Below are 23,186 nucleotides of genomic sequence, written 5' to 3'. Positions count from 1 at the left end.
CCCGACCTCCGTCAGAGTCAGTCCGGTCAATAACGGGCGGGCCCCGCGCCCATCTCGGTCACCGGCGGTCCCGGGTACGGCGGCTGCTGCTCCGGGGAGCGCAGCGCGGGCGTCAGCACCCGGCCGACCCGCTCCACCAGCAGCGTCATCTCGTACGCGACCAGTCCGAGGTCGCAGTCGGGCGCGGCGAGCACCGCGAACACCGACCCGTTGGTGATCGACATGACGAACAGCAGCCCGCGGTCCATCTCGACGACGGTCTGGCTCACACCGCCCGCGTCGAAGATCTTCGCCGCACCCTGCGTCAGGCTCATCAGCCCGGAGGCGATGGCCGAGAGCTGGTCGGCGCGCTCGGGCGGGAAGCCCGAGGAGTAGGCCATCGGCAGGCCGTCCGAGGAGACCACGACGGCGTGCGCGACCTTCGGGACCCGGTCCGCGAAGTTCGTCACCAACCAGTTGAGATCCTGCCCGCTCACCGGGAGCCTCCTGTCTCGTCGTCGCCCTGCGACGGCGCCTCACCTGACGTGCCGCCGCGAGTCTCGGTGCGGCCCCGATGGACGCCTCGCTGCAGGCTCGCGAAGCGGTTGCGCACCACGTCGGCCTGCGGGCCCTGCGCCTGCCTGCCCTGTGGTTCCTGTCCCGGGCGGTCCTGCGCGGCGGGCTGCGCCTGCCCCGCCTGCGGACGGCCGCCCTGCGGCTGACCGGCCTGCCCCGGTCCGCCCTGCCCCTGACCCGGCTGCGCCTGGCCCTGTCCGGCCTGCGCCTGCCCGGCCTGGGCCTGTCCCGCCTGGCCGGCCTGCGCCTGGCGCCCCACCGCGCCGGGCACGCGGTTCTTGCCCGGCACCCGCTTGGGCAGCCCGACGGACGTGCGCGTGCTCGCCACGGGCTCCCGGACGGCCTCGGCGGCGCGGAACCCCGCGTCCGCCGGGGACTCCCAGTCCTTCGGCGGATCCTCGCCCGACGACGCGTCCGATCTGCGCTGGAACCACTCCGACTGCATCGCGTCGAAGATCGGCGAGCGCTCGGGGACCCGCCTCGGCCCGGCGGCGGGCCGGGGCGGCGGCGGGATCCGCGCGGGCTCGGCCGCCGCGGCGGCCAGCGCGGGCGTCTCGAATCCGGACTGGTCGGTGGCGGGTGGCTCCGGGATGGCGTCCTCCGGCGGGTTGGGCGTGGGCGTGGCCGGCCGCGCCTCGTCGGGCGCCGCCGGGTCGCCGTTGTCCCCCCACGGGGCCCCGCCTCCGCTGGGCCGGGATCGCGCGCCGCCTGGGGAGCCGTCGGCGAGGGTGTCGGACGGCAGCGGGCCTGTGTCGCCGCCGACCTGCTGGAGCGGACCCGTCTCCCAGGGGATGTGCCGCGGGGCGCCCGGCTCGGGCACCACGGGCTGCGCCTCGGGGACGACGGACTGGGGGCCGGTGTGCCGGCCGGGCCGGTAGAGCCCGTTGCGGGCGGCGCCGCCCGGACGCTCGCCGGACGGTCGCTCGGCGGAGGGCTGCTCGGCCTGCGGCCGCTGCTCGCCGCGCGGCTGGAACAGCCCGTTCGGGCCGTCGCCGGCGCCCGGCCGTCCCGGCAGGTTCGCGCCGGGCTCGCGGACGGGCAGCTCGCCGGGCGCGCGGGCGGCGCCGCGGTCGTCGGAGGGCCCGTAGGGCTGCACCGGGTAGGCGTCGGAGCCGAACGGCTCGGACGGGTAGGGCTCGCCGGCGGAGGGCGAGGCGTCGGCCGGGCGCTGGTCGACCGGCGGGACGATCGGGATCGGGCCGGTGAGGCCGGGCGGGGTGGCGTGCGCGCCGCTCCCGGCCTGGGCCATCGGGCCGGTGCCGCCGCCGACCACGCGGTGCGCGCCGCTGCCGCCGACCATCGGGTGGCCGCCGCTGCCGAGCTGCGGCTGCCCGCCGGTGCCGAGCACGGGCTGCGGGCCCGAGCCGTACTCCTCCTGCTGGAGCGCGCCGGCCTGCTCGAACGCGCCGCCCGCGCCGCCGGCCCCGAGGGCGGGCGGCTCGGTGATCGCGGTGAGCGCGGCGAGCTGCCCGCCGCCGCCCGTCGCCTCGCGGGGGGCCGCGGCGCCGCCGAAGCCGCGCGAGCCGATCCCGGCGGACTCGCCAGGGCTGACCACGGCGTCCGGCAGCACGACGAACGCGGTGAGGCCGCCGCCCTGCGCCGCGCGCAGCTCGACCCGGATGCCGTGCCGGACGGCGAGGCGGCCGACCACGAACAGGCCCATGCGCCGCGCGGCGGAGAAGTCGATGACCGGCGGGTTCGCGAGCCGCCAGTTGGCCTGCTCCAGCTCCTCGGGCGAGATGCCGACGCCGTTGTCGGTGATCTGGAGCATCGAGCCGCCGCCGCTGAGCATCTGCCCGGACACCGTGACCTTGGTGTGCTCGGCGGAGAACACCGTCGCGTTCTCGACCAGCTCGGCCAGCAGGTGGACGAGGTCGTTGACGACGGGGCCGGCGACCGTCATGTCGCCCTGAACCCGCAGCGCCACCCGCTCGTACTGCTCCACCTCGGACAGGGACGCGCGGACGACGTCGATCAGCGGGACCGGCCGGTTCCACCGCCGCGCCTGCTCCTGCCCTCCGAGGACGAGGAGGTTCTCGCAGTTGCGGCGCATACGGGTGGCGAGGTGGTCCAGGCGGAACAGGTTGGCGAGCTGCTCCTCGTCGCGCTCGCTCTGCTCCAGCTCCTCGATCAGGCGGAGCTGGCGCTCGATCAGCGACTGGCTGCGGCGGGAGAGGTTGACGAACATCGCGTTGATGTTGCCGCGCAGCACGGCCTCGTCGGCCGCCAGCCGCACCGCCTCGCGGTGGACCTCGTCGAAGGCGCGGGCCACCTGGCCGATCTCGTCGGTGGAGTCGATGTCGATCGGCTGCACCTCGATGCCGCCGGCGGCGGCCTCGGGATCGCGGAGCCGGTCGACCAGGCCGGGCAGCCGGGTGCCGGCGACCTCCAGGGCGCCCTGCTGGAGCCGGCGCAGCGGCTTGACCAGCGAGCGCGCCATGAACGCGGTGATCAGCAGGACGAACAGCAGCAGGATGGCCGCGACGATCGCGTCGGTGATCGTCGACTGCCGCGCGTCGGCGCCCCGCTCGTCACTGATCTTGCTGATCTCGCCGGCCAGCGACTGCTCGACCTTGCGCATCTGGTCGACCATCTCGGTCATCACGCTGCGGATGACGAGCGCCGCGTGCGAGGTGCCGAGCGTGACCGGGAGCCGCCCGTTCCCCGCGCTGGCCGCGGTGATGGCGCGCTGCCGCAGGTCGCGGGCCTGGTCGATGCGGGTGCCGACGACGGTGTCCTCGAAGAGCTGGCGCTGGGCGACCGAGGAGGAGCCGCGGAAGGCGGTGATCGCGCTGTCCTCCTCCGCGCGCGCGGCGGTGAGCGCGTTCAGCTCGTCGGTGGCGAGCCGGTGCCCGTGCGCGCCGATGAGCAGCAGGGCGCGCTCGCGGGAGACGGCCTCCTTGGCGCGCGCGAGCGAGCCGAGCGCGCGGCTGGCCTCCGCGAGCCGGTCGTCGGCGACGTTCTGCGAGAGGGCGTCGAGGATGCCGGCCAGCTCCCGGGCCGACTCGGAGTACTTCTGCAGGACGGTGAACGCGGGCACCCGGGTGCTCGTCGCGAGGGCGCGGACCGCCTTGACGCCGTCCAGCCGTCCGCGCACGGCCGTGGCGTCGCGCAGGGCCTGGCCGCCGAAGGAGGAGTCGATGCGCCCGGCGGCCGAGCGGACGGGGCCGAGCTGCGCGTCGGTCCGGCGCTGCCGGTCCTGGAAGGCGCCCAGCAGGGCCGGGTCGTGGTTGGAGGCGATGTACTCGACGGCGGTGTCGCGCTCGGCGATGAACTCCTGGAGGAACCGGGTGACGTGCTCACCGAGGTCGGCCATCTTCTCGACCCGCCCGTACGCCTCCGTCCGGCCGGCCGAGTTCGAGATGCGAAACCCGGCGAGCGCGACGGCCGCGACCGTCGGAACCAGGATCAGCACGACGAGGCGCTGCGGCACCCGCCAGTTCCGCAGGCTGAACCTGCTGCCCGTCCGTGGTGAAGGATCGGACCGTGCCTCGACCTCCCCGGGTCGAGGAAGGTCGCGACCTGCGTCGCTTGGTTGCATCCGGCGTAAACACCCTCTCCATCACGATGTGCCGCATCCTCTGTGGCCGAACCACCACGAAGAGTCCAAATGCAACATCGTTCCGCCTCCGGCGCTCGACATTGCAGCACATCCAGGGATGGGCCGCAAAGGACCCTAGGCGAGTCGATATGGACTAATGCGACAATCGGGGTTTCGTTACCGTCTGTCCGTTTTCACGGGTACGGTCCGTCACGCTCCGCACATGTTCGTTCAGTCCTTGAGCGGTCTCGGATCGTGACGACCGCTGTTCGCCCGGGATCGATTCGAGATCGTGACCTTCGCGACCCCGTTTGTGGACCGGTCCGATCGCTCACTCTCCGGAGTCGTCCGGCGATGGACGGTCACTCCTGACCGAAAGGACCAATGGGGTCGGGACGGACGGACCGAATCCGCCCCGTCCGGCGGCGATCCCACGGGCCGTACCGACCAGTGGAACAGGGGACGTGCGGGACGGAGTAGTCGCCGACGTACCATGCGTCACGCAAGACCCGCAGGACACAAGACAGTCACGCAATCCGGAAGCAAACCACCCAAGACGCCCAACCCGCGATACTCTCCCCGAACGTGATCATCAGGCGCGGCGGGAACAGTGGCCACAGTCGTCCCCCCTGGCTCTTTCGCCCTGGTCAACCCAGCCACGCCAGCATCTTCCCCTGATGAGTAAGGAGTGCCATGAGGCAATCCGGACGTCGCTCTGTTCTCCTCGGTGCTCTTCTCCTGGTCGCCTCCCTCGCCGTCGGTTGCGGAGACTCCGACGACTCCTCCGGGAGTAGCAAGGGACTGGAAAAGAAGACACTGACGGTCGCGTCGCTGCCCCTCGTGGACGGCGCGGCCCTGCACATCGCGCAGAAGCAGAAGCTGTTCGAAGCCGAGGGCCTGAAGGTACAGATCAAGCCGGTCCAGCAGAGCATCCAGGCGCTGCCCGCCCTCGCCAAGGGCGACGTGGACCTGATCGCCGGCGCCAACTACGTGTCCTTCCTGCAGGCGAACGAGAAGGGCACGCTGAAGCTGAGCATCGTGGCCGAGGGGGCGACACTCACCTCGAACATGATGAACGTGCTGGTCAAGTCCGACTCGAAGATCAAGACCGCGAAGGACCTTGAGGGCAAGAAGGTCGCGGTCAACATCCTCAACAACATCCAGTCGCTGACGCTGAACGCGATCCTCAAGGCGAACAACGTGGACGCCTCGAAGGTCACCTACGTCGCGATCCCGTTCCCGCAGATGGCCGCCGCGCTGGAGAAGGGCCAGGTGGACGCCGTCCACATCGTGGAGCCCTTCCTGTCCGACACCCAGAAGAAGCAGGGCGCGCGGGTGGCGGTCGACGGCGGCAGCGAGCCGGTGACCGGGCTGCCGATCAGCGGCTACGTCAGCACGCAGGACTTCACCAGCAAGAACCCCAAGGCGGCGGCGGCCTTCCAGCGGGCCATCATGAAGGCGCAGGGGATCGCCACCGGCGACCGCAAGCGCGTCGAGGAGGTCCTGCCCGGCTACGCCAAGATCGACCCGCAGGTCGCGTCGGTCATCACGCTGCCGGGCTACCCGACCACGCTGAACACCACCCGGATGCAGCGGGTCGTCGACCTGATGACCACCGCGGGCCTGCTCAAGCAGAAGCCCGACCTGAAGTCCATCCTCTTCCAGCCGACGGCCTGACGGCGGGACACCGAGTTCACCCATGACACACCAGTCGACGTCATCCCGCGGTCTCTCGCGCCCAGGCAAGTGGGCGCGGGGGGCCGTGGGGGTGGCGGTCCTGTTCCTCGCGAGCGAGGCCCTGGGGCGGGCCGAGATCGTGGACCGTTCCTACCTGCCCCCGGCCTCCACCGTGGTCGCCCGCGCGTTCGAGCTGTTCGGCGACGCGGAGTTCCTGCACAACGTGCGCGTCACGCTGACCGCGTGGGGGCTCGGCCTCGGCTTCGCCATCGTGATCGCGGTGCCGCTCGGGCTGCTGTTCGGCAGCGTCCCGGCGATCAACACCGGCGCGCGCGCGATCGTGGAGTTCCTGCGGCCGATCCCCTCGGTCGCGCTCATCCCGCTCGCCGGGCTGGTGCTCGGATCGGGGCTGGGCATGGAGGTGCCGCTCATCGTGTACGCGGCGAGCTGGCCCATCCTGTTCAACACGATGTACGGGCTGGACGACGTCGACCCCACGGCGAAGGAGACCCTGCGCACGTTCGGCTTCAGCCGCACGCAGGTGCTGCTGCGGGTGTCGCTGCGCAGCGCGGCGCCCTTCATCGCGACGGGCGTGCGGCTCGCCGCCTCGATCGCGCTGATCCTCGCGGTCGGCACCGAGATCCTGTCCGGCTTCGGCGAGGGGCTCGGCATCTTCATCGCCAACGCCAGCAACGTGCCGGACGGCACCCGCGACGTCCTCGCCGGGACGGTGTGGGCCGGCTGCCTCGGCCTCATCAGCGACACGCTGCTCGTGCAGGCCGAGAACCGGCTGTTCCGCTGGCACTTCGCGCTCCGGAGCGGTGCCTCGTGACCCGCGCCCCGGACCAGACCCCCGCCTCGACGTGTGAGAGGAGCGGTGCCGCGTGACCGCCGCGACCGCGACCGTGTCGTCCGCGCCGCGCTCCCGCGGCGGCGTCGCCGGGACGGTGGTGCGGGGGGTCCTGCACCGCTGGCTGCCCCTCGTGATCCTCGTCGCCGCGTGGGAGGTCGCCACGCGGATCTCCGACAGCCCGTTCTTCCCGCCGCCGTGGGAGATCGCCAAGCACATGAAGGACCTGTGGTTCAGCGGACCCGCGAGCCACCTGTTCCTGAACGGCGAGGCGACCGGCAACATCTTCCCGAGCCTCGGCCGGATGGCGCTCGGGCTGGCGCTGTCGACGCTCGCCGGGGTCGTGCTCGGCATCGCCATCGGGCGCTCCGAGCGGGCCCTCGCCTACCTCAACCCGATCATGCAGTTCGCGCGGGTGATCCCGCCGCCGACGCTGGTCCCGGTGTTCATCGTGCTGTTCGAGCTCGGCACCCAGATGCAGGTCGCCTCCATCATCTTCAGCGCGATCTGGCCGATCCTGCTGAACACCGCCGACGGCGTGCGGTCGGTCGACCCGGTGCAGATGGCGACGGCCGAGACGTTCCGGCTGTCGGCGTTCGAGCGGATCCGGTTCCTGATCATCCCCTCGGCGCTGCCCAAGATCTTCGCGGGGCTGCGGCTCGCGCTGTCGCTGTCGCTGATCCTGATGGTCTTCTCCGAGCTGCTGCCCGGCACCTCCGACGGGGTCGGCTTCGAGCTGACCAACGCCCAGAGCGTGTCCGACATGCCCACCATCTGGTGCGTCATCGTGCTGCTCGGCGTCCTCGGCTACCTGTTCAACACGATTCTGCTCGCGGTGGAGCACCGGGTCCTGACCTGGCACCGCGAGGCGCGAAAGGCGGCTTCATGACGACCGGGTCCACCGTCCGGGAGGCGGTGTTCGAGTTCTGCCGGCGCGCCGGGATGACCACGGTCTTCGGCAACCCCGGCTCGACCGAGCTGCGGATGTTCCGCGACTTCCCCGAGGACTTCGAGTACGTCCTGGCCCTCCAGGAGACCGTCGCGGTCGCCGCCGCGGCCGGGCACGCGATCGGCACCGGCAACGCCGGGCTGGTCAGCCTGCACTCGGCGGGCGGGGTCGGGCACGCGCTCGGCGCGGTGTTCAACGCCTACCGCGACCGCGTGCCGCTCGTGGTCTTCGCGGGGCAGCAGTCCCGCGACATGCTGCTGTCGCGCCCGTTCCTCGGCGCCGACGAGCCCGCGACGTTCCCCCGGCCCTACGTGAAGTGGAGCCGCCAGCCCGAGCGCGCCGAGGACGTCCCGGCGGCGCTCGCCGAGGCGTACCGGGTCGCGATGACGCCGCCGCGCGGGCCCGTGTTCATCTCCGTCCCCGAGGACGACTGGGACCGCCCGGCCGCGCCCGTCCCGCACCGCGAGGTCAGGTCCGCCTTCACCGCCGACCCGGCCGCGCTCCGCGAGGTCGCGGACGCGCTGAACGCGGCCGCCAGTCCCGTGATCGTCGTCGGCTCCGGCGTGGACGACGAGGAGGCGCTGCCCCAGGTCGTCGAGCTGGCCGAGCGGCTCGGCGCGCCCGCGTGGATCAGCCCGCTGTCGGGGCGGTCCGGGTTCCCCGAGGACCACGCGCTGTTCCGCGGGTTCCTGCCCCCGGTCAAGGACCAGCTCGCCGCGCGGCTGGACGGGCACGACGTCGTCCTCGTCCTCGGCACGCAGGTGTTCACCTACCACGTCGGCAGCGGCGGCGACGTCCTGCCCGCCGGGGCGCGGCTGTTCCACCTCGACTGCGACCCGGCGCAGACGGCCTGGTCCACGGTCGGGACCAGCCTGCTCACCACGCTGCGGCCCGCGCTGGCCGGGCTGCTCGACCTGGTCGAGAAGGCCGACCGGCCCGCGCCCGAGCCGCGTCCCCGCCCCGCCCCGCCGCGCGCGGGCGACCCGATCGACCCGGCGCTCGCCGTCGAGACCCTCCGCGACCTGCTCCCCGAGGACGCGGTGATCGTGGAGGAGATCCCGAGCCACCGCGACCTGTTCCACGCCCGGATGCCGATCACCCGCTCCGGCGGGTTCCTCGCCTCCGGCAGCGGCGCGCTCGGCTGGGCGCTGCCCGTCGCGGTCGGGCGCGCGATGGCCGGGAACGGCGAGCGGATCGTCTGCGTCATCGGCGACGGCTCCATCATGTACTCGGTGCAGGCGCTGTGGACGGCGGCGCAGCGGCGCGTGCCGCTGACCGTCGTCGTCGTCAACAACGGCGGCTACGGGGCGATCCGGTCGCTCGGCCGCCGCATCGACATCGAGACGGTCCCCGGCGCCGACATCGCCGGCATCGACTACGCGGCCGTCGCCGCCGGGCTCGGCGTCCCCGGCCGGACGGTCGCCTCCACCACCGAGCTGGACGAGGCGCTCGCGCAGGCGCTCGCCCACGAGGGCCCCTACCTCGTGGAAGTCCAGGTCGAGCAAGGCGACCCCACCCTCTACGAGCCCTGGGCGCGGTGATCAGAATGCTGGAGATTTCCGGGCTGGGCCACTCCTACGGTGGTGCCGCCCCCGTCCTGAAAGGCATGGACCTCAAGGTCGCCGAGGGCGAACTCGTCACGATCGTCGGCCCGTCGGGCTGCGGCAAGTCGACGCTGCTGCGCTGCATCGCCGGGCTGATCGCGCCGAGCGAGGGCAAGGTCGTCCTCAACGGCACGGCCATCGACGGCGTCCCCGACGAGCTCGCGGTCGTGTTCCAGGACTACAGCCGCTCGCTGCTGCCGTGGCTGACCGTCCGCGACAACGTGGCGCTGCCGCTGCGGCGGCGCGGCGCGAACCGGTCCGAGCGGCGCGAGCAGGCCGCCGAGGCGCTGAAGTCGGTCGGGCTCGCGGACGCGGCGTCCAAGTACCCGTGGGAGCTGTCGGGCGGCATGCAGCAGCGCGTGTCGATCGCCCGCGCGCTCGCCTACCGGCCGTCCTTCCTGCTGATGGACGAGCCGTTCGGGTCGGTGGACGCGCAGACCCGCGAGGACCTGGAGGACCTCGTCCTCCAGGTGCACCGCGCGCAGGGCATGACGATCCTGCTGGTCACCCACGACATCGACGAGAGCGTCTACCTCGGCGACCGCGTCGTGGTGCTGGCCCGCAACCCCGGCCGGATCCGCGAGCAGCTCCAGGTCACGCTCCCGGCGACCCGCGACCAGATCGGCACCCGCGCCGACCCCGAGTTCGTCCGCCTCCGCGCCGAGGTGGGCGGCCTCGTCCGGGGCGTGGCCCACTAGCCTCGTCCCGAGGGGGAGGCGCGACGACGATGAAGTACCTGATCCTGAAGCACTACCGGGGCGGTCCGCCGCCCGCCGTCGAGTACGGGCCGATGGACGGGTGGACGCCGGAGGAGGTCGACGCGCACCTGCGGTACATGCGCGCGTTCCTCGACCGGCTGCGGGAGCGGGGCGAGTTCGTCGACACGCGGGCGCTCGCGCCCGAGGGCGCGTTCGTGCGGTTCGACGGCGAGGGCCGCCCGCCGGTGACCGACGGGCCCTTCGCCGAGACCAAGGACCTCGTCGCGGGCTGGTGCGTCGTCGACGTGCCCTCCTGGGACCGCGCGGTCGAGCTGGCCGGGGAGCTGTCGGCGGCCCCCGGCCCCGGCGGCGAGCCGCTCCGCGAATGGCTGGAGGTCCGCCCGCTGCTGGGCGAGACGCCCGCGGCCCCGCGGTGAACGAGGCGGAGCTGCGGGAGCTGGTGCCCGCGGTGATCGGCGTCCTCGTCCGGCGCGGCGCCGACTTCGCCTCCGCCGAGGACGCCGTCCAGGAGGCCCTCATCCGCGCCCTGGACACCTGGCCGCACGACCCGCCGCGCGAGCCCAGGGCGTGGCTCGTGGCGACCGGGTGGCGCAAGTTCCTCGACGCCGCCCGGTCCGAGGCGTCGCGGCGGGGCCGCGAGCTCACCGTCGAGGTCGAACCCGCGCCCGGCCCGGCGCCGTCCGCCGACGACACGCTGCGGCTGTACTTCCTGTGCGCGCACCCCGTCCTCCCGGCGACCTCGGCCGTCGCGCTGACGCTGCGCGCGGTCGGCGGGCTGACCACCCGGCAGATCGCCGCGGCCCACCTCGTCCCCGAGGCGACGATGGCCCAGCGCATCAGCCGCGCCAAGCGCGGTATCGCGGGACGGGCGCTCGACCGGCCCGGCGACCTCGGGACGGTCCTGCGCGTGCTCTACCTCGTCTTCAACGAGGGCTACGGCGGCGACCTCGACCTGGCCGCCGAGGCGATCCGCCTCACCCGCCAGCTCGACGCCCTGACCGACGAGCCCGAGGTCGCGGGCCTGCTCGCGCTCATGCTGCTGCACCACGCGCGCCGCGACTCGCGCACCGACGCGGAAGGCCGCCTGGTGCCGCTCGCCGACCAGGACCGGACGCTGTGGGACACCGGCCTGATCGCCGAGGGGGTGGCGATCCTGCAGACCGCGCTCGCCCGCGACCGGCTGGGCGAGTACCAGGCCCAGGCCGCGATCGCCGCCCTGCACGCCGACGCCGGGACGGCCGCCGCGACCGACTGGACGCAGATCGTCGAGTGGTACGACGAGCTGCTGCTCATCACCGACAGCCCGGTGGTGCGCCTCAACCGCGCCGTCGCGGTCGGCGAGGCCGACGGGCCGCACGCCGGGCTCGCGGCCCTGGCCGGGCTGAGCCCCGACCTGCCCCGCCGCGCCGCGGCGGCGGCCTACCTGCACGAGCGCGCCGGCGACCTCGACCGGGCCGCCGACCTGTACGCCCAGGCCGCGCGCGCCGCCGCGAGCGTCCCCGAACGCGACCACCTCACCCGTGAGGCCGCCCGGGTCAGGCACCTTCCCCGCCCGTGAACGGGGGCGCCGCCCAGGCCGGCGGTGGTCACTTCGCGTCGGAGTAGCGGTCGACGGCGGCGACCTCCATCGGGAACACGACGGAGGTGTCGCCGAACAGCAGCCGGCGGGCCTCCTCGGCGGCGGCGTGGACCGCGGCGGTCACCTCCTCCGCCAGCTCCGCCGGGGTGTGCACGATGACCTCGTCGTGCTGGAAGAACACCAGGCGGGGCGGCCCGAGCGCGGTGAGGCGGCGGCGCAGCGAGCCGAGCAGCGCCAGCGCCCAGTCGGCGGCGGTCGCCTGGACGACGAAGTTGCGGGTGAAGCGGCCCCGGCCGCGCAGCGCCTGCGCCGCGTTCGCCTGCCGGCGCCCGCCCGCGCCGTCCTGCGCGCCGTCCGCGCCGTCCGCCTCGTCGTCGGCTGCGGCGGTCAGCTCGCGCCAGCCGGCCGACGGCGGCGGGCAGGTGCGGCCGAGGCGGGAGCGGACGAGGTGCCCGTTCTCGCCCGCGCGCGCCGCGGCCTCCACGTACTCGAACGCGTCGGGGAAGCGGCTCTTCAGGACGCCGAGCAGGTGCACGCCCTCGCCCGTCCCGCCGCCGTACATGGCCGACAGCAGCGCGAGCTTGGCCTTCTCGCGCGGGCCGAGCGTCTCGGGATCGCGCCGGGAGCCCTGCGGGGAGCCCGCCGCGCCGCCGGGGCGCTCCGGGCGCTCCGGGCCGAAGGCCGGGGACAGCGCGGCGTACAGGTCGCCGTGCGCGGCGGCGGCGGCGAACGCGCGGTCGCCCGCGAGGGCCGCGAGGACGCGGGGTTCGAGCTGCGCCGCGTCGGCGACCACGAGCCGCCAGCCCGGGTCGGCGACGACGGCCCGGCGCAGGACGCGCGGGATCTGCAGCGCGCCGCCGCCGTTGGTCGCCCAGCGGCCCGACACCACGCCCCCGACCACGTACTCGGGGCGGAACCGGCCCCCGCGGACCCAGGTGTCGAGCCACCCCCAGCCGTAGGCGGTGTGCAGGCGGGCCAGCTCCTTGTACTCCAGCAGCAGCGGCACGGCGGGGTGGTCGACGCGCTTGAGCACGTGCGCGCGCGTCGAGGCGACGGGCCGCCCCACCGCCGCGAACGCCTTGACGATCTGCGCCGGGGAGTCGGGGTTGACGTGTCCGCGGCCGTCGGCGGCGAACGCGGCGTTGATCCGGTCGGCGAGCGCCTGGAGCCTGCGCGGCCGCAGCCCGCCGGACGGGCGGGGCCCGAGCAGCCCGGTGAGCAGCGCGTCGTGCTCGGCCGCCGACCAGGGCAGGCCGTCGTGGCCCAGCTCGGCCGCGACCAGCGACCCGGCGGACTCGGCGGCGGCGAGCAGCGCGAACCCCTCCAGCGCGGCGATCGCGTGCTGCTGCGCGGCGTGCACGGCGACGACCTGCTCGATGTCGTCGGCGGGAGCGTCCGCGCCGGGGGCGTCGTCGTCGAACAGCGACGCCTGCGCGGGCTCGGCGCGCGGCGGCGGAGGGTCGGTCGGGACGGGTTCGCCCCGCAGCCGCGCCCACGCGGCGCGGACCGCGCGCGGCTCCCCGTAGCGTCCCGCGTGGCCGAGCAGGAGGGTCTCGACCAGCTCCAGGTCATGGCAGCGCGCCACCCGCACCCCGGCCCTCAGCAGCGCCGGGTACAGCCGGGCGGTGGCGGGCCACACCCAGCGCGGCGCGTCGGACCGTTCCCGCGCGGCGATCTCGGCGACCAGGTCGGCCGCCTGCCGGGCCGGGCCGGTGGGCGTGCCGTCCTCGGCGAGGGGCCGCAGCACTCCCCCGCCTCCGCCGCCGGCGGCCACCGCGATCCGCACCCCGCCATTGTGGCGGCGGCCTCTGACAGAACCGCGGTCGGGCGGGCCCGTGCGGCATCGGACGGTGCGGCGCGGGAACCGTGCGGCATGAAACCGTGCGGCGCGGGACCGCCGGACATGCGACGACCCCTCCGCGCCCGAGGGGCGCGGAGGGGTTCGGCACGGATGGGTCAGGAGGCCAGGGCCGCGGCCTCTGTCGCCCGGACGGGGTCAGGCGACCAGGGAGACCTGCTGGCCCGCCGGGGTGTCGCCGTAGCGGTCGATGACCTTGTTGAGCTGGAGCTGGTAGTACAGGACGCCGAAGCCGAGGATGCCGAGCAGGAAGCCCATGCCGCCGCTGCAGCTCGCGGGCAGCCCGGCGGCGCGCTGGGCCTCGGCGATGCGGCCGCCGAGCTTCACCCACATGATCAGCGGCCAGATGCCCAGCGTGATGCTGCCGAACAGGATCGACAGCAGGGCGTTGGTCGCGGCGTTGTCGATGCGCCGGTCGTACTCGTGCAGCTCCTGGTGGACCTTGAAGAACCACACCATGCCGTAGATGCCGAACGTGATGATCGGCAGCCCCAGCCAGGCTCCGACCGGGTTGCGGCGCTTCATGTTGGCGCCGGCGCCGCGCGCGACGGGCGCCTGCTGCTGGTGCTGCGGGGCCGGGGCGTAGCCGCCCTGGTACGCCTGCTGCTGTTGCTGCTGCTGGTAAGGCTGGCCCTGGCCCTGCTGGGGGTAACTCATCGCTCTCCTGAAGGACGCGGTCGTTTTCCGGCCGACCGTCCGTTACCGTTCACCCGTGTGGTGAGCCAAGACTGTAACGGGCTCGGGCGGTCGGCCGCTTCAAGATCACGAAATTCCCCGCTTTTCGGCGTCAAGATTATCCGATCTGAGACCTAACGCAGCGGGATCGGCACCTCGTCCTCGCACGGCGGTGACGTTTCGTGGTCGCCGCAGCCGGTCACGCCGAAGCAACGGATGCGCAGCTCGTCCTCCGTCACGTCCACACGCAGGAAGTTCTTGAAGAACGGCGGCGTGTCCCAGTCGGCGAGCTCGGAGCGGAACCGCTGGGGAAGCTTACGCACCGGAAGGCGGGCGAAGCGTGGCCGGGGCCGGCCACCGCGCGGCACGCCGAGGAGCCCGGCGACGAAACGCGCGCGGGCGGACGGCGCGGGCGCGTCGTATCCGCGCCCCGGCTCGATGCCGAGGCGGTGCTGGACGGCGGCCGTCGCCTCCCTCGGGGACAGCTCGAACAGCCTCGGCAGCCGCAGCCAGCGGCCGTAGAGCCTGCTGTAGCGCGAGAGGGAGTCGCCGCGGAGCGGGTAGCAGCGGAAGTCGCCCTCGTCCACGACGCGCGTGCGGGGGATGACGTGGGTCGCGTGCATGAACGCGCCGCCGCCGCCGGAGACGATGTAGTGCAGGACGCGGCCGTCCTCCAGCCCCACCGGGTAGTGCTGGTAGTTGTGGATGTCGCCGCCGATCGCCGCGACGTAGTGGTGCGCCGGGTCGCGCACGATCTCATCGACCGTCCCGCCGCCCTCGATCGGGCAGGGCCGGTGCTGGTCGTCCACGTAGAGCGGCTTGCCGGTGACCAGCATCTTGGGCTTGGGGCCCGCCGACACCTCGCGCAGCCACGCGCCCTGGTCGCGGTCGATGCGCCCGGTGATGCCGGTGTCGATGCCGACGATGCGCAGGGACGGGGTGTCGATCGCCCAGTACGGCCCCGGCTGGACGGCCTGCTGGCCGGGCGCGCCCCGGTAGGCGCGCCGCGCCTCGGCGAGCACGCTCCGCTCGACCGTCCCGGACGCGCGCCAGAACAGGCGCGGCACGAAGGAGAGCGGCCCGCGCCAGGGCGGCGGCGAGCAGTCGGCGTCCAGGTCGCAGAACACGTGCAGGAAGCCGCGCAGCCCGTCGTACCAGTCGTGGTTGCCGGGGACGGCGTAGATGGGGGCGGGGTAGTCCTTGTAGGGCCGGAAGAACTTCGCCGGGTACTGCCCCGCGTCGCCCGCCGGGTAGATGACGTCGCTGGCGATGACCATGAAGTCGGTTCCGGCGCCGGCGCTCAGCAGCGCAGGGACGACCGCGTACTGCGACTTGTCGCCCTCGCCGGTGTCGCCGACGAGCAGGAACGAGAACCGCGCCGCGGACCGGTGGACGGTGAACGCGGCGGGCGTCCCGCGCTCGCGGAGGGCGGCGACGCAGCGGCGGCGGATCGCGTCGGCCGGGTCGCCGAACAGGCGGGCGACCACGTCGTTGCGGGACCGCCACAGGATCGTCGGGCGGCGCCAGGAGAACCCCGGGATCCGGTCGGGCAGCAGCGCGTTGAACGTGCCCGGCGCTCCGCACTCCCAGCCGGCGCCCGCCTCGGACGTGCGCGAGTTGGCGGACGCCGGAACGCGCGGCGGCGGCTCCGCGGCGCCGTCCGCTCCGTCCTCTGCACGCAACAGAACACCTCCGGGGGCTGTGAGGGAGAGCTCACAGCCTGTCCCGGAGGCGTTCCGCCAGTCAAGCGACCTGGCCGATCCCGGAGGGGCTCAGTGCGCGCCGGTTCCGGTCAGCGACCGGACCTCCAGTTCGGCGAACTTCTCGTCCGTGCGCTCCTTGGACAGGACGGTGCCGAGGTAGGCGCACAGGAACCCGATCGGGATCGAGATCAGGCCGGGGTTCTGCAACGGGATGGGCGCGACCGTGGTCTCGCTGAACAGCGCGTCCACGTTGCCCTTGGGCAGGGTGTCGGTCTTGCCGCCCCAGCAGATCGGGCTGAGCAGCACGAGCCCGACCGCCGCGACGAGGCCGCCGTAGATGCCCGCGACCGCGCCGACGGTGTTGAACCGCTTCCAGAACAGCGAGAACAGCAGCGTCGGGAGGTTCGCGGACGCGGCGATCGCGAACGCCAGCGCGACCAGGAACGCCACGTTCAGCCCGCGCGCGAAGATCGACAGGACGATCGCGACCGCGCCGATGACGACGGCCGCGTACCGGGCGGTCACGACCTCGTCCCGCTCGCTGGCCTTGCCGCGCTTGAACACGTTCGCGAACAGGTCGTGCGAGAACGAGGACGAGGAGGCGAGCGTGAGTCCCGCGACCACCGCGAGGATCGTCGCGAACGCGACCGCCGCGATGATCGCCAGGAAGACCGCGCCGCCGGTCGACCCCGCCCCGCCGCCGAGTTCCTGGGCGAGTTGCGGGGCGGCGGTGTTGCCGCCCTTGTCCTGCGCGGCGATCGCCTTGCCGCCGACGAGGGCCGCCGCGCCGAAGCCGATGACCAGCGTCATCAGGTAGAACACGCCGATGATGCCGATCGCCCAGTTGACCGAGGTGCGGGCGGCGCGGGAGGTCGGGACGGTGTAGAAGCGGATGAGGATGTGCGGCAGCCCCGCCGTCCCGAGGACGAGCGCGAGGCCGAGCGAGAGCAGGTCGAGCTTGGACCACACGGTGGTGGCGCCGTACTTCAGGCCCGGCTGGAGGAACTTGTCGCCCTTGCCGCTCTTGTCGGCGGCGTCGCTGAGCAGGTCCGAGAGGTTGAAGCTGTACTTGGACAGCACCCAGACCGTCATGACGACGGCGCCGGTCATCAGCATGACGGCCTTGACCACCTGCACCCAGGTGGTGCCCTTCATGCCGCCGACGGTCACATAGAAGATCATCAGCGCGCCGACGGCGACGATCGTCCAGATCTTGGCGCTCTCGCCGTCGACGTCCAGCAGCAGGCCGACCAGCGCGCCCGCGCCGACCATCTGGGCGAGCAGGTAGAAGATCGACACGACGATCGTGGAGATGCCGGCCGCCGCCCGGACGGGCCGCTGCTGCATCCGGAACGCCAGCACGTCGGCCATCGTGAACCGGCCGGAGTTGCGCAGCAGCTCGGCGACCAGCAGCAGCGCCACCAGCCAGGCGACCAGGAAGCCGATCGAGTACAGGAAGCCGTCATAGCCCGACAGCGCGAACAGGCCCGCGATGCCGAGGAACGACGCGGCGGACATGTAGTCGCCGCTGATGGCCAGGCCGTTCTGGAGCGGGGTGAAGGCGCGCCCGCCCGCGTAGTAGTCGGCTGCGGTCTTGTTCTGCCGCGAGGCCCAGAGGGTGATCCACAGGGTGAGCGCCACGAACAGGGCGAACAGCACCAGGGAGATCGTCCGGTGCTCGCTGTCGGAGGCCGCCAGCACGGGGGCGGCGAGGTGCTGGGGGCTCACGCGCCGTCCTCCTCGGACTCGGACTTCGTCTCGGACTTCGTCTCGGTCTTCGTCTCGCCCTTCTTGAGGTCCTTGACGGCGGTCGCGCCCGCGCCGCCGCCCGTGCGGGTGTCCCGCACGGAGGAGGCCAGCGGTTCGAGCGTGCCGCGCGCGTACCGCTCGTAGAGCCAGGCGATGAGGAACGTCGAGACGAACTGGAGCAGCCCGAAGACCAGCGCCACGTTGATCTCGCCGAACAGCTTGTGCCCCATGAAGCCCCGCGCGTACGCCGACAGGACGACGTAGAGCAGGTACCAGATCAGGAACGCCACCGTCATGGGGAAGACGAAACGGCGGAAGGCCAGGCGTAGCCGTTCGAACTCCGGCGACTGCCTCATCTGCGTGTAGGCCGCGTTGTCGAGTCCGCCTGAAGCGGACCCCGGCCCTGATGACTCGGTTGTCACGACCACCTCCGCCAAACGATCACACTGCGAATCTCACCGAGAATCGCGGTAACGATGCCCTACGAAGTTGGCCGATGCAGGCCAGATGGCCGAGAAGGTGGCACAGGTGTGAGAACGGAGACCCGCCTGATGCGACCCCGATGCTAGACCGTGATCCCCATCACACGATCAATGCGGTATGGGCCGCGGCCGGGGCGGCGGTGAGGCTCCGGATCGGGACGGGGCGGACGCGCGCCGCGCGCGCGGCTCCGCGGCTCCGGAGAGTCGTGGGCGCCGACGCCACCCCCAGGGACGCCGGCGCCACCACGACGAGGGCGTCCGTGGTCATCATGAGTCCCCCCAGAACGGCGAGCAGTCGCCTTCCCATGATGCCTCCACAGACGGCCCCAAGGTCCCGAAACGGGACGTTAACGACGCTATCCGTGGAGCCGTAATGCACGCGTAAATCGACCCAAACGAGGGGTCCAAATCTCGAACTTTTGTGAGACAGCAGGTCAGAGTGCCGTCACGGGGGCCGGGGCGAGCATCCGAAGCGCGCCCGGAAGTACCCGGGCGGTCACCGGCAGGACGCCGGGCAGCTCGCCGTCGGCGCCGTAGGGCAGCCTCCGCCCGGACGCGGCGGACGGCCCCGCCAGCTCGATCCGCACCTCCCGCCCGCGCAGCACCTCGACCTCGGGGCGCCGGACGTGCGCGCCGTCCTCCAGCTCGCGCATGACGGCGAAGAACAGCGTCCGGGGCGCCCGCCGGATGAGGACGACGTCGAGCAGCCCGTCGTCCACGCGCGCGCCCGGCGCGATGTGCTTGCCGGACCCGTAGTAGCCGGAGTTCGCGGCGACGACGGTGTAGCCCTGCCGCAGGTGCTCCGCGCCGTCCACGGTCACCCGGTAGTCCGCCGGGCGCCACGTCGCGATCGCGCGCAGGGCCCCGGCGTAGTAGGCGGCGGACCCGCGCAGCACCCGCGCCCGGTTGGCGTTGCGGTTGGCGACCGCGTCCACGCCCGCGTAGACGCTGCCGAGCACGGCCGTGCCGTTGGCCTCGATGGCGTCCACGGCGCGCGGCGCGCCGTCCAGCAGCAGCGGGGCCAGCCGCTCCGGGTCGGACGGGACGCCGAGCTGCCGGGCGAAGTCGTTGCCGCGCCCGGCGGGGACGACGCCGAGGACCGCGTCCGTCCCGGCGAGGGCGCCGCCGACGCGGCCGACCATGCCGTCGCCGCCGACCCCGAGGACGACCCGTCCGGCGCCCGCGGCGGCGCGCGCGAGCGCGGCCGCGTGCTCCAGCCCGCGGCTGTACTCGACGGCGACGTCGGCGCCCGCGGCGCGCAGCAGCCGGGCGAGCGGGATCAGCGTCCGGGCGGGCGCGGAGCCGCCCGCCGCCGGGTTGACGATCGCGGTGAACGCGCGCGGGGTCCCCCGCCGGGCCTCCACCGCGCTACTCCCCCGCCGCCGGCGGGACGAGGACGCCGGGATTCAGCACGCCGGCCGGGTCGAGGCGCTCCTTGACGGCGCGCAGCAGCGCCGCGCCGAGCGGCCCGGCCTCCCGCGCGTACCAGTCGCGGTGGTCGGTGCCCACGCCGTGGTGGTGGCTGATCGTCCCGCCCGCGGCGAGGATCGCCTCGCAGGCCGCGCCCTTGGCCCGCGCCCAGTGCGCGACCGGATCGTCCCCCTGCGCGGACACGACGGTGAAGTACAGCGAGGCCCCGGACGGATACACGTGCGAAATATGGCACATGACCAGCGGCGGCGTGCCCGCGCCCGCCAGCGAGTCGGTCAGCGCCCGGCGCACCGCCCCGTACAGGCCCGGCAGGCCCGACCAGAACGTCGCCGTCTCCAGCGTCTCGGCGAACGCGCCCGCGTCCAGCAGCGCGTCGCGCAGGTAGGGGGCGTCGAAGCGGCCCCGCTCCCAGCGCTCGCCGGGGGCGGCGCCGAGCGGCTCGCCGCCCGCCCGCGCCAGCACGCGGGCGGCCCGCCCCCGCCGCGCGGCGACGTCCGCGGCGGTGCCCTCGAACCCGAGGACGGCCAGGCAGCCCGCGCCGCCCGGGGCCCCGAGCCGCGCGGGATCGGCGAGCCCGACCATGGTCTCGGCCTCGTCGCCGAGCCGGAGCACGGCGGGGAGCGGGCCGTCCTGGGCGAGGTGCCGCAGCGCGGCGGCGCCCTCGTCGAAGGAGGCGAAGCGCCAGCCCTCGTAGGAGCGTTCCTCCGGCACCGGGTGGATCCGCACGGTCACCGACGTGATCACGCCGAACGCGCCCTCGGAGCCGAGGACGAGCTGCCGCAGGTCGGGCCCGGCCGCCGACCTCGGCGCGCGGCCGAGGTCCAGCGTGCCCTCGGGGGTGGCGGCGGTGAGCGCCACGACCATGTCGTCGAACCGCCCGTACCCGGCCGACGCCTGCCCGCTGGAGCGCGCCGCCGCGAACCCGCCGACCGTGGCCCACTCGTAGGACTGCGGGAAGTGCCCGAGCGTGTAGCCGCGCGCGGCCAGCAGCGCCTCCGCGTCGGGCGCCCGCAGGCCCGGTTGCAGGACGGCCGTCCGGGACGTCCCGTCCAGCGCCAGGAGGGCGTTCATGCGCCGCAGGTCGAGCGCGACGAACGCGCCGGACCCGCCGGACGCGCCGCCGCGCGGGGCGAGGCCGCCGACGACCGAGGTCCCGCCGCCGAACGGGACGACCGCGACGCCCCGGGCCGCGCAGGCGCGCAGCACGGCGAGGACCTCGTCGTGGGTGCCGGGCAGCACGACCGCGTCGGGCGCGTCCGAGGCGTCGCCGGCGCGTATCCGCAGCAGGTCGGAGGTGGACCTGCCCCGGGTGTGCCGGACGCGCGACTCGGCGTCCGTGCGCACGGGGGCGGTCGCGGCGAGGGCGTCCAGATCAGCGGGATCGAGGCGGCAGGGCGGGACCCTCACCTCCGCCAGCGCGACCGGCGGCGCCCCGGCGGGGCGCACCCCGAGCAGGTCGCGCAGCAGCCCGACCACGGCCTCCGGCAGCGGTTCGGCGCGGGCCGGATCGCCCCAGCCGCTCCACAGCATGTCCCGTGCCTCCACCGCGCCTCCCGGTCCTGTGCTTACACTGTGACACATGACGTCTAACCGTCACAACACTGCGGCCGGCCGGACCGCCGGCGACGCCGTCCTGGACGCCGCGCGCGACTGCGTGCTGGCCGTCGGCGTGCGCCGCACCACGCTCACCGACATCGCCCGCCGCGCGGGCGTCTCCCGGATGACGCTGTACCGGCGCTGGCCCGACGTCCGGACGATCGTCGCGGACCTGATGACCCGCGAGTGGACCCGGATCGCGGCCGACGTCCACCCGCCCGACGACGGCCGCGCCGTCCGGCCCCGGCTGGTGGACGGCCTGGTCGCGGGCGTGCGGGCGTTCCGCGCCCACCCGCTGCTCCGCAAGATCGTCGAGGTGGACCCCGAGCTGCTGCTCCCCTACGTCCTGGACCGCCTCGGCGCGAGCCAGCACGCGTTCCTGGAGCTGTTCGAGGAGTCGCTGCGGGCGGGCCAGGACGACGGGACGGTCCGCGCGGGCCACCCCGGGCGGCAGGCGCGCGCGGTGCTGCTGGTCGTCCAGTCGTTCGCGCTGTCGGGCCCGACGGTGACCGGCGACGACCCGGAGCTGTCCCCCGAGGCGCTCGACACGGAGCTGCGCGCCGTCCTCGACCGGATGCTCGCACCATGACGAAGCCGGCTCTTCGCGGGGGCCCGACCCCCCAGAACCGCCCCGTGCGGTCGTCCCTGAACGCCGCCCGCCGCGAGCGGGAGCTGGCCGCGCTGCCGGACGAGGTCGTGGACGTGCTGGTCGTCGGGCTCGGCGTGACCGGCGCCGGGGTGGCGCTGGACGCCGCGTCCCGGGGCCTGTCGGTCGCCGCCGTCGACGCGCACGACCTGGCGTTCGGCACGTCCCGCTGGAGTTCCAAGCTGGTGCACGGCGGCCTGCGCTACCTGGCGGCGGGCCAGGTGGACGTGGCGCACGAGAGCGCCGTCGAGCGCGGCGTGCTGATGTGCCGGACGGCCCCGCACCTGGTCCGCGCGCTGCCGTTCGTGCTGCCGCTGACGCCGCTGGTGTCGCGCCCGCAGGCCGCGCTCGTGCGCGCCGGGACGCGGGCCGGGGACGCGCTGCGCCTCGCCGCCCGCACCCCGCGCTCGGTGCTGCCGGGCCCCCGCCGCCTGTCGGCCGTCGAGGCGCTGCGGTTCGCGCCCGCGCTGCGCCGGCACGGGCTGCGCGGCGGGCTGCTGTCGTGGGACGGGCAGCTCGCCGACGACGCGCGCCTGGTCACCGCCCTCGCCCGCACCGCCGCCGCGCACGGCGCCCGCGTCCTGACCCGCTGCCGCGCGGTGGCGCTCGCGGGCGACGGCGCGCTCGTCCGGGACGAGGCGACCGGCGCGGAGATCACCGTCCGGGCGCGCGCGGTCGTCAACGCGGCCGGGGTCTGGGCGGGCGGCCTGGTGGACGGGGTGGCGCTGCGCCCCTCGCGGGGCACCCACCTGGTGGTCCGCGCGGAGGCGCTGGGCGGGCTCCAGGCCGGGCTCCAGATCCCGGTGCCGGGCGCGCGCAGCCGGTTCCTCCTGGTGCTGCCGCAGGGCGACGGCCGCGTGTACGCCGGGCTCACCGACGAGCCCGCCGACGGCCCGATCCCCGACGTCCCGAGCGCGACCCGGGAGGAGATCGGGTTCCTGCTGGACGTCCTCGCCTCGGCGCTGGAGGTGCCGCTGCGGCCCGAGGACGTGGTCGGCGCGTTCGCCGGGCTGCGCCCCCTGCTCGACCCGGGGCGGGACGGCGACACCGCCGACCTGTCCCGGCGGCACGCCGTCCTGACCTCGCGGGACGGGGTCGTCACCGTCGTCGGCGGCAAGCTCACCGCCTACCGGCGGATGGCGCGGGACGCCGTGGACGCGGCCGTGGCCGCGCGCGGCCTGGACGCCGGGCCCTGCCGCACGGCGCGCCTCCCGCTCGTCGGGGCGGCGGCCCCGGCCCGGCTCGCGGCGCTGGACGCCCCGCGGCGCCTCGTCCAGCGGTACGGGACCGAGGCGCCGCTGCTGGCCGCGCTCGCCGACACGGATCCGGGCCTGCTGGAACCGGTCGTCCCTGGCCTGCCGGTGCTGGGCGCGGAACTGGCCTGGGGCGCGCTGCACGAGGGCGCGCTGGACGCCGCCGACCTGCTCGACCGCCGGACCCGCGTCGGGCTCGTCGACGCCGATCGCGCCGCCGCGCTGCCGACGGCGGAGGCACTCCTTGGAGCCCTCGGGGTGAGGTCGGCCACCCCGATTGGCCTCCGGAAGATTAATTAGGTTAACCTAACCTAAGAGG

General features: G+C 74.3%; 18 protein-coding genes. 9 read left to right on the top strand and 9 right to left on the bottom strand.

All coding sequences use genetic code 11. The features are described 5' to 3' along the window. Positions 1-26 precede the first annotated feature (26 nt). Positions 27-476: a roadblock/LC7 domain-containing protein gene (locus GNZ18_RS06975; RefSeq protein ID WP_214618943.1), complete on the bottom strand. Its 450-nt coding sequence runs from the start codon at positions 474-476 to the stop codon at positions 27-29. After that, entirely contained in the window at positions 473-3,988 is a 3,516-nt protein-coding gene (locus GNZ18_RS06970) for a sensor histidine kinase (protein ID WP_173390670.1), read from the bottom strand. The genes GNZ18_RS06975 and GNZ18_RS06970 overlap by 4 nt, the downstream gene beginning before the upstream one ends. Before the next feature lie 801 nt (positions 3,989-4,789). On the opposite strand from GNZ18_RS06970, the gene GNZ18_RS06965 reads away from it, so the two are divergent. From GNZ18_RS06965 to GNZ18_RS06935, 7 genes are all read left to right on the top strand, one after another. After that, positions 4,790-5,773: an ABC transporter substrate-binding protein gene (locus tag GNZ18_RS06965; RefSeq protein ID WP_156215363.1), complete on the top strand. Its 984-nt coding sequence runs from the start codon at positions 4,790-4,792 to the stop codon at positions 5,771-5,773. Positions 5,774-5,864: 91 nt separating this feature from the next. Next, entirely contained in the window at positions 5,865-6,605 is a 741-nt protein-coding gene (locus tag GNZ18_RS06960; protein ID WP_242886164.1) for an ABC transporter permease, read from the top strand. 52 nt (positions 6,606-6,657) lie between these two features. Continuing rightward, positions 6,658-7,512 carry an ABC transporter permease gene (locus GNZ18_RS06955; RefSeq protein WP_216651181.1) on the top strand — a complete coding sequence of 285 codons (855 nt, stop codon included), beginning with the start codon at positions 6,658-6,660 and terminating at the stop codon, positions 7,510-7,512. After that, a complete protein-coding gene (mdlC, locus tag GNZ18_RS06950; protein ID WP_156215361.1) occupies positions 7,509-9,113 on the top strand; it encodes a benzoylformate decarboxylase in 1,605 nt (534 codons plus the stop codon). The genes GNZ18_RS06955 and mdlC overlap by 4 nt, the downstream gene beginning before the upstream one ends. A gap of 5 nt (positions 9,114-9,118) precedes the next feature. Further along, positions 9,119-9,874, top strand: a complete 756-nt coding sequence (locus GNZ18_RS06945; RefSeq protein WP_156215360.1) for an ABC transporter ATP-binding protein — start codon at positions 9,119-9,121, stop codon at positions 9,872-9,874. A 29-nt stretch (positions 9,875-9,903) separates the two neighbouring features. Further along, entirely contained in the window at positions 9,904-10,311 is a 408-nt protein-coding gene (locus GNZ18_RS06940; RefSeq protein ID WP_156215359.1) for a YciI family protein, read from the top strand. Then, on the top strand, positions 10,308-11,453 hold the full coding sequence (locus tag GNZ18_RS06935) for an RNA polymerase sigma factor (protein ID WP_312874345.1): 1,146 nt from the start codon (positions 10,308-10,310) through the stop codon (positions 11,451-11,453). The genes GNZ18_RS06940 and GNZ18_RS06935 overlap by 4 nt, the downstream gene beginning before the upstream one ends. A gap of 28 nt (positions 11,454-11,481) precedes the next feature. On the opposite strand, the gene GNZ18_RS06930 is transcribed toward GNZ18_RS06935, so the two are convergent. From GNZ18_RS06930 to GNZ18_RS06900, 7 genes are all read right to left on the bottom strand, one after another. After that, positions 11,482-13,260, bottom strand: a complete 1,779-nt coding sequence (locus GNZ18_RS06930; RefSeq protein WP_312874344.1) for a bifunctional 3'-5' exonuclease/DNA polymerase — start codon at positions 13,258-13,260, stop codon at positions 11,482-11,484. A gap of 210 nt (positions 13,261-13,470) precedes the next feature. Then, positions 13,471-13,989 (bottom strand): DUF4234 domain-containing protein, encoded by a 519-nt coding sequence (locus tag GNZ18_RS06925; RefSeq protein WP_156215356.1) that lies wholly within the window; start codon positions 13,987-13,989, stop codon positions 13,471-13,473. 152 nt (positions 13,990-14,141) lie between these two features. Beyond that, positions 14,142-15,689: a metallophosphoesterase family protein gene (locus GNZ18_RS06920; RefSeq protein ID WP_156215355.1), complete on the bottom strand. Its 1,548-nt coding sequence runs from the start codon at positions 15,687-15,689 to the stop codon at positions 14,142-14,144. 90 nt (positions 15,690-15,779) lie between these two features. Beyond that, positions 15,780-17,438, bottom strand: a complete 1,659-nt coding sequence (locus GNZ18_RS06915; protein ID WP_312874343.1) for a monocarboxylic acid transporter — start codon at positions 17,436-17,438, stop codon at positions 15,780-15,782. Next, complete coding sequence (locus GNZ18_RS06910) at positions 17,435-17,815, bottom strand: DUF485 domain-containing protein (protein WP_156215354.1); 381 nt, start codon at positions 17,813-17,815, stop codon at positions 17,435-17,437. Before GNZ18_RS06910 ends, GNZ18_RS06915 begins: the two co-directional genes overlap by 4 nt. A 560-nt stretch (positions 17,816-18,375) precedes the next feature. Continuing rightward, complete coding sequence (locus tag GNZ18_RS43560; RefSeq protein ID WP_214618933.1) at positions 18,376-19,305, bottom strand: diacylglycerol/lipid kinase family protein; 930 nt, start codon at positions 19,303-19,305, stop codon at positions 18,376-18,378. A 4-nt stretch (positions 19,306-19,309) separates the two neighbouring features. Continuing rightward, on the bottom strand, positions 19,310-20,902 hold the full coding sequence (locus GNZ18_RS06900; protein ID WP_156215644.1) for an FAD-binding oxidoreductase: 1,593 nt from the start codon (positions 20,900-20,902) through the stop codon (positions 19,310-19,312). A 49-nt stretch (positions 20,903-20,951) separates the two neighbouring features. Between GNZ18_RS06900 and GNZ18_RS06895 the strand changes: the two genes are divergently transcribed. Together GNZ18_RS06895 and GNZ18_RS06890 are read left to right on the top strand one after the other, a co-directional pair. Continuing rightward, on the top strand, positions 20,952-21,557 hold the full coding sequence (locus tag GNZ18_RS06895; protein WP_156215353.1) for a TetR/AcrR family transcriptional regulator: 606 nt from the start codon (positions 20,952-20,954) through the stop codon (positions 21,555-21,557). Beyond that, positions 21,554-23,167: a glycerol-3-phosphate dehydrogenase/oxidase gene (locus GNZ18_RS06890; protein ID WP_156215352.1), complete on the top strand. Its 1,614-nt coding sequence runs from the start codon at positions 21,554-21,556 to the stop codon at positions 23,165-23,167. Before GNZ18_RS06895 ends, GNZ18_RS06890 begins: the two co-directional genes overlap by 4 nt. Positions 23,168-23,186 lie beyond the last annotated feature (19 nt).

It is taken from the genome of Actinomadura litoris (genome assembly GCF_009733595.1).
Classification (GTDB): domain Bacteria; phylum Actinomycetota; class Actinomycetes; order Streptosporangiales; family Streptosporangiaceae; genus Spirillospora; species Spirillospora litoris.
Note: the sequence above shows the minus strand (reverse complement) of the source record. Positions and strands in the feature narration are given on the sequence as shown.

What these genes read in the sequence shown, in the direction of transcription:
- GNZ18_RS06965 (WP_156215363.1), top strand. Translation starts at nt 4,790, where the DNA reads ATGAGGCAATCCGGACGTCGCTCTGTTCTCCTCGGTGCTCTTCTCCTG.
- mdlC (WP_156215361.1), top strand. Translation starts at nt 7,509, where the DNA reads ATGACGACCGGGTCCACCGTCCGGGAGGCGGTGTTCGAGTTCTGCCGG.
- GNZ18_RS06945 (WP_156215360.1), top strand. Translation starts at nt 9,119, where the DNA reads ATGCTGGAGATTTCCGGGCTGGGCCACTCCTACGGTGGTGCCGCCCCC.
- GNZ18_RS06940 (WP_156215359.1), top strand. Translation starts at nt 9,904, where the DNA reads ATGAAGTACCTGATCCTGAAGCACTACCGGGGCGGTCCGCCGCCCGCC.
- GNZ18_RS06925 (WP_156215356.1), bottom strand. Translation starts at nt 13,989, where the DNA reads ATGAGTTACCCCCAGCAGGGCCAGGGCCAGCCTTACCAGCAGCAGCAA.
- GNZ18_RS06910 (WP_156215354.1), bottom strand. Translation starts at nt 17,815, where the DNA reads ATGAGGCAGTCGCCGGAGTTCGAACGGCTACGCCTGGCCTTCCGCCGT.
- GNZ18_RS06900 (WP_156215644.1), bottom strand. Translation starts at nt 20,902, where the DNA reads ATGCTGTGGAGCGGCTGGGGCGATCCGGCCCGCGCCGAACCGCTGCCG.
- GNZ18_RS06895 (WP_156215353.1), top strand. Translation starts at nt 20,952, where the DNA reads ATGACGTCTAACCGTCACAACACTGCGGCCGGCCGGACCGCCGGCGAC.
- GNZ18_RS06890 (WP_156215352.1), top strand. Translation starts at nt 21,554, where the DNA reads ATGACGAAGCCGGCTCTTCGCGGGGGCCCGACCCCCCAGAACCGCCCC.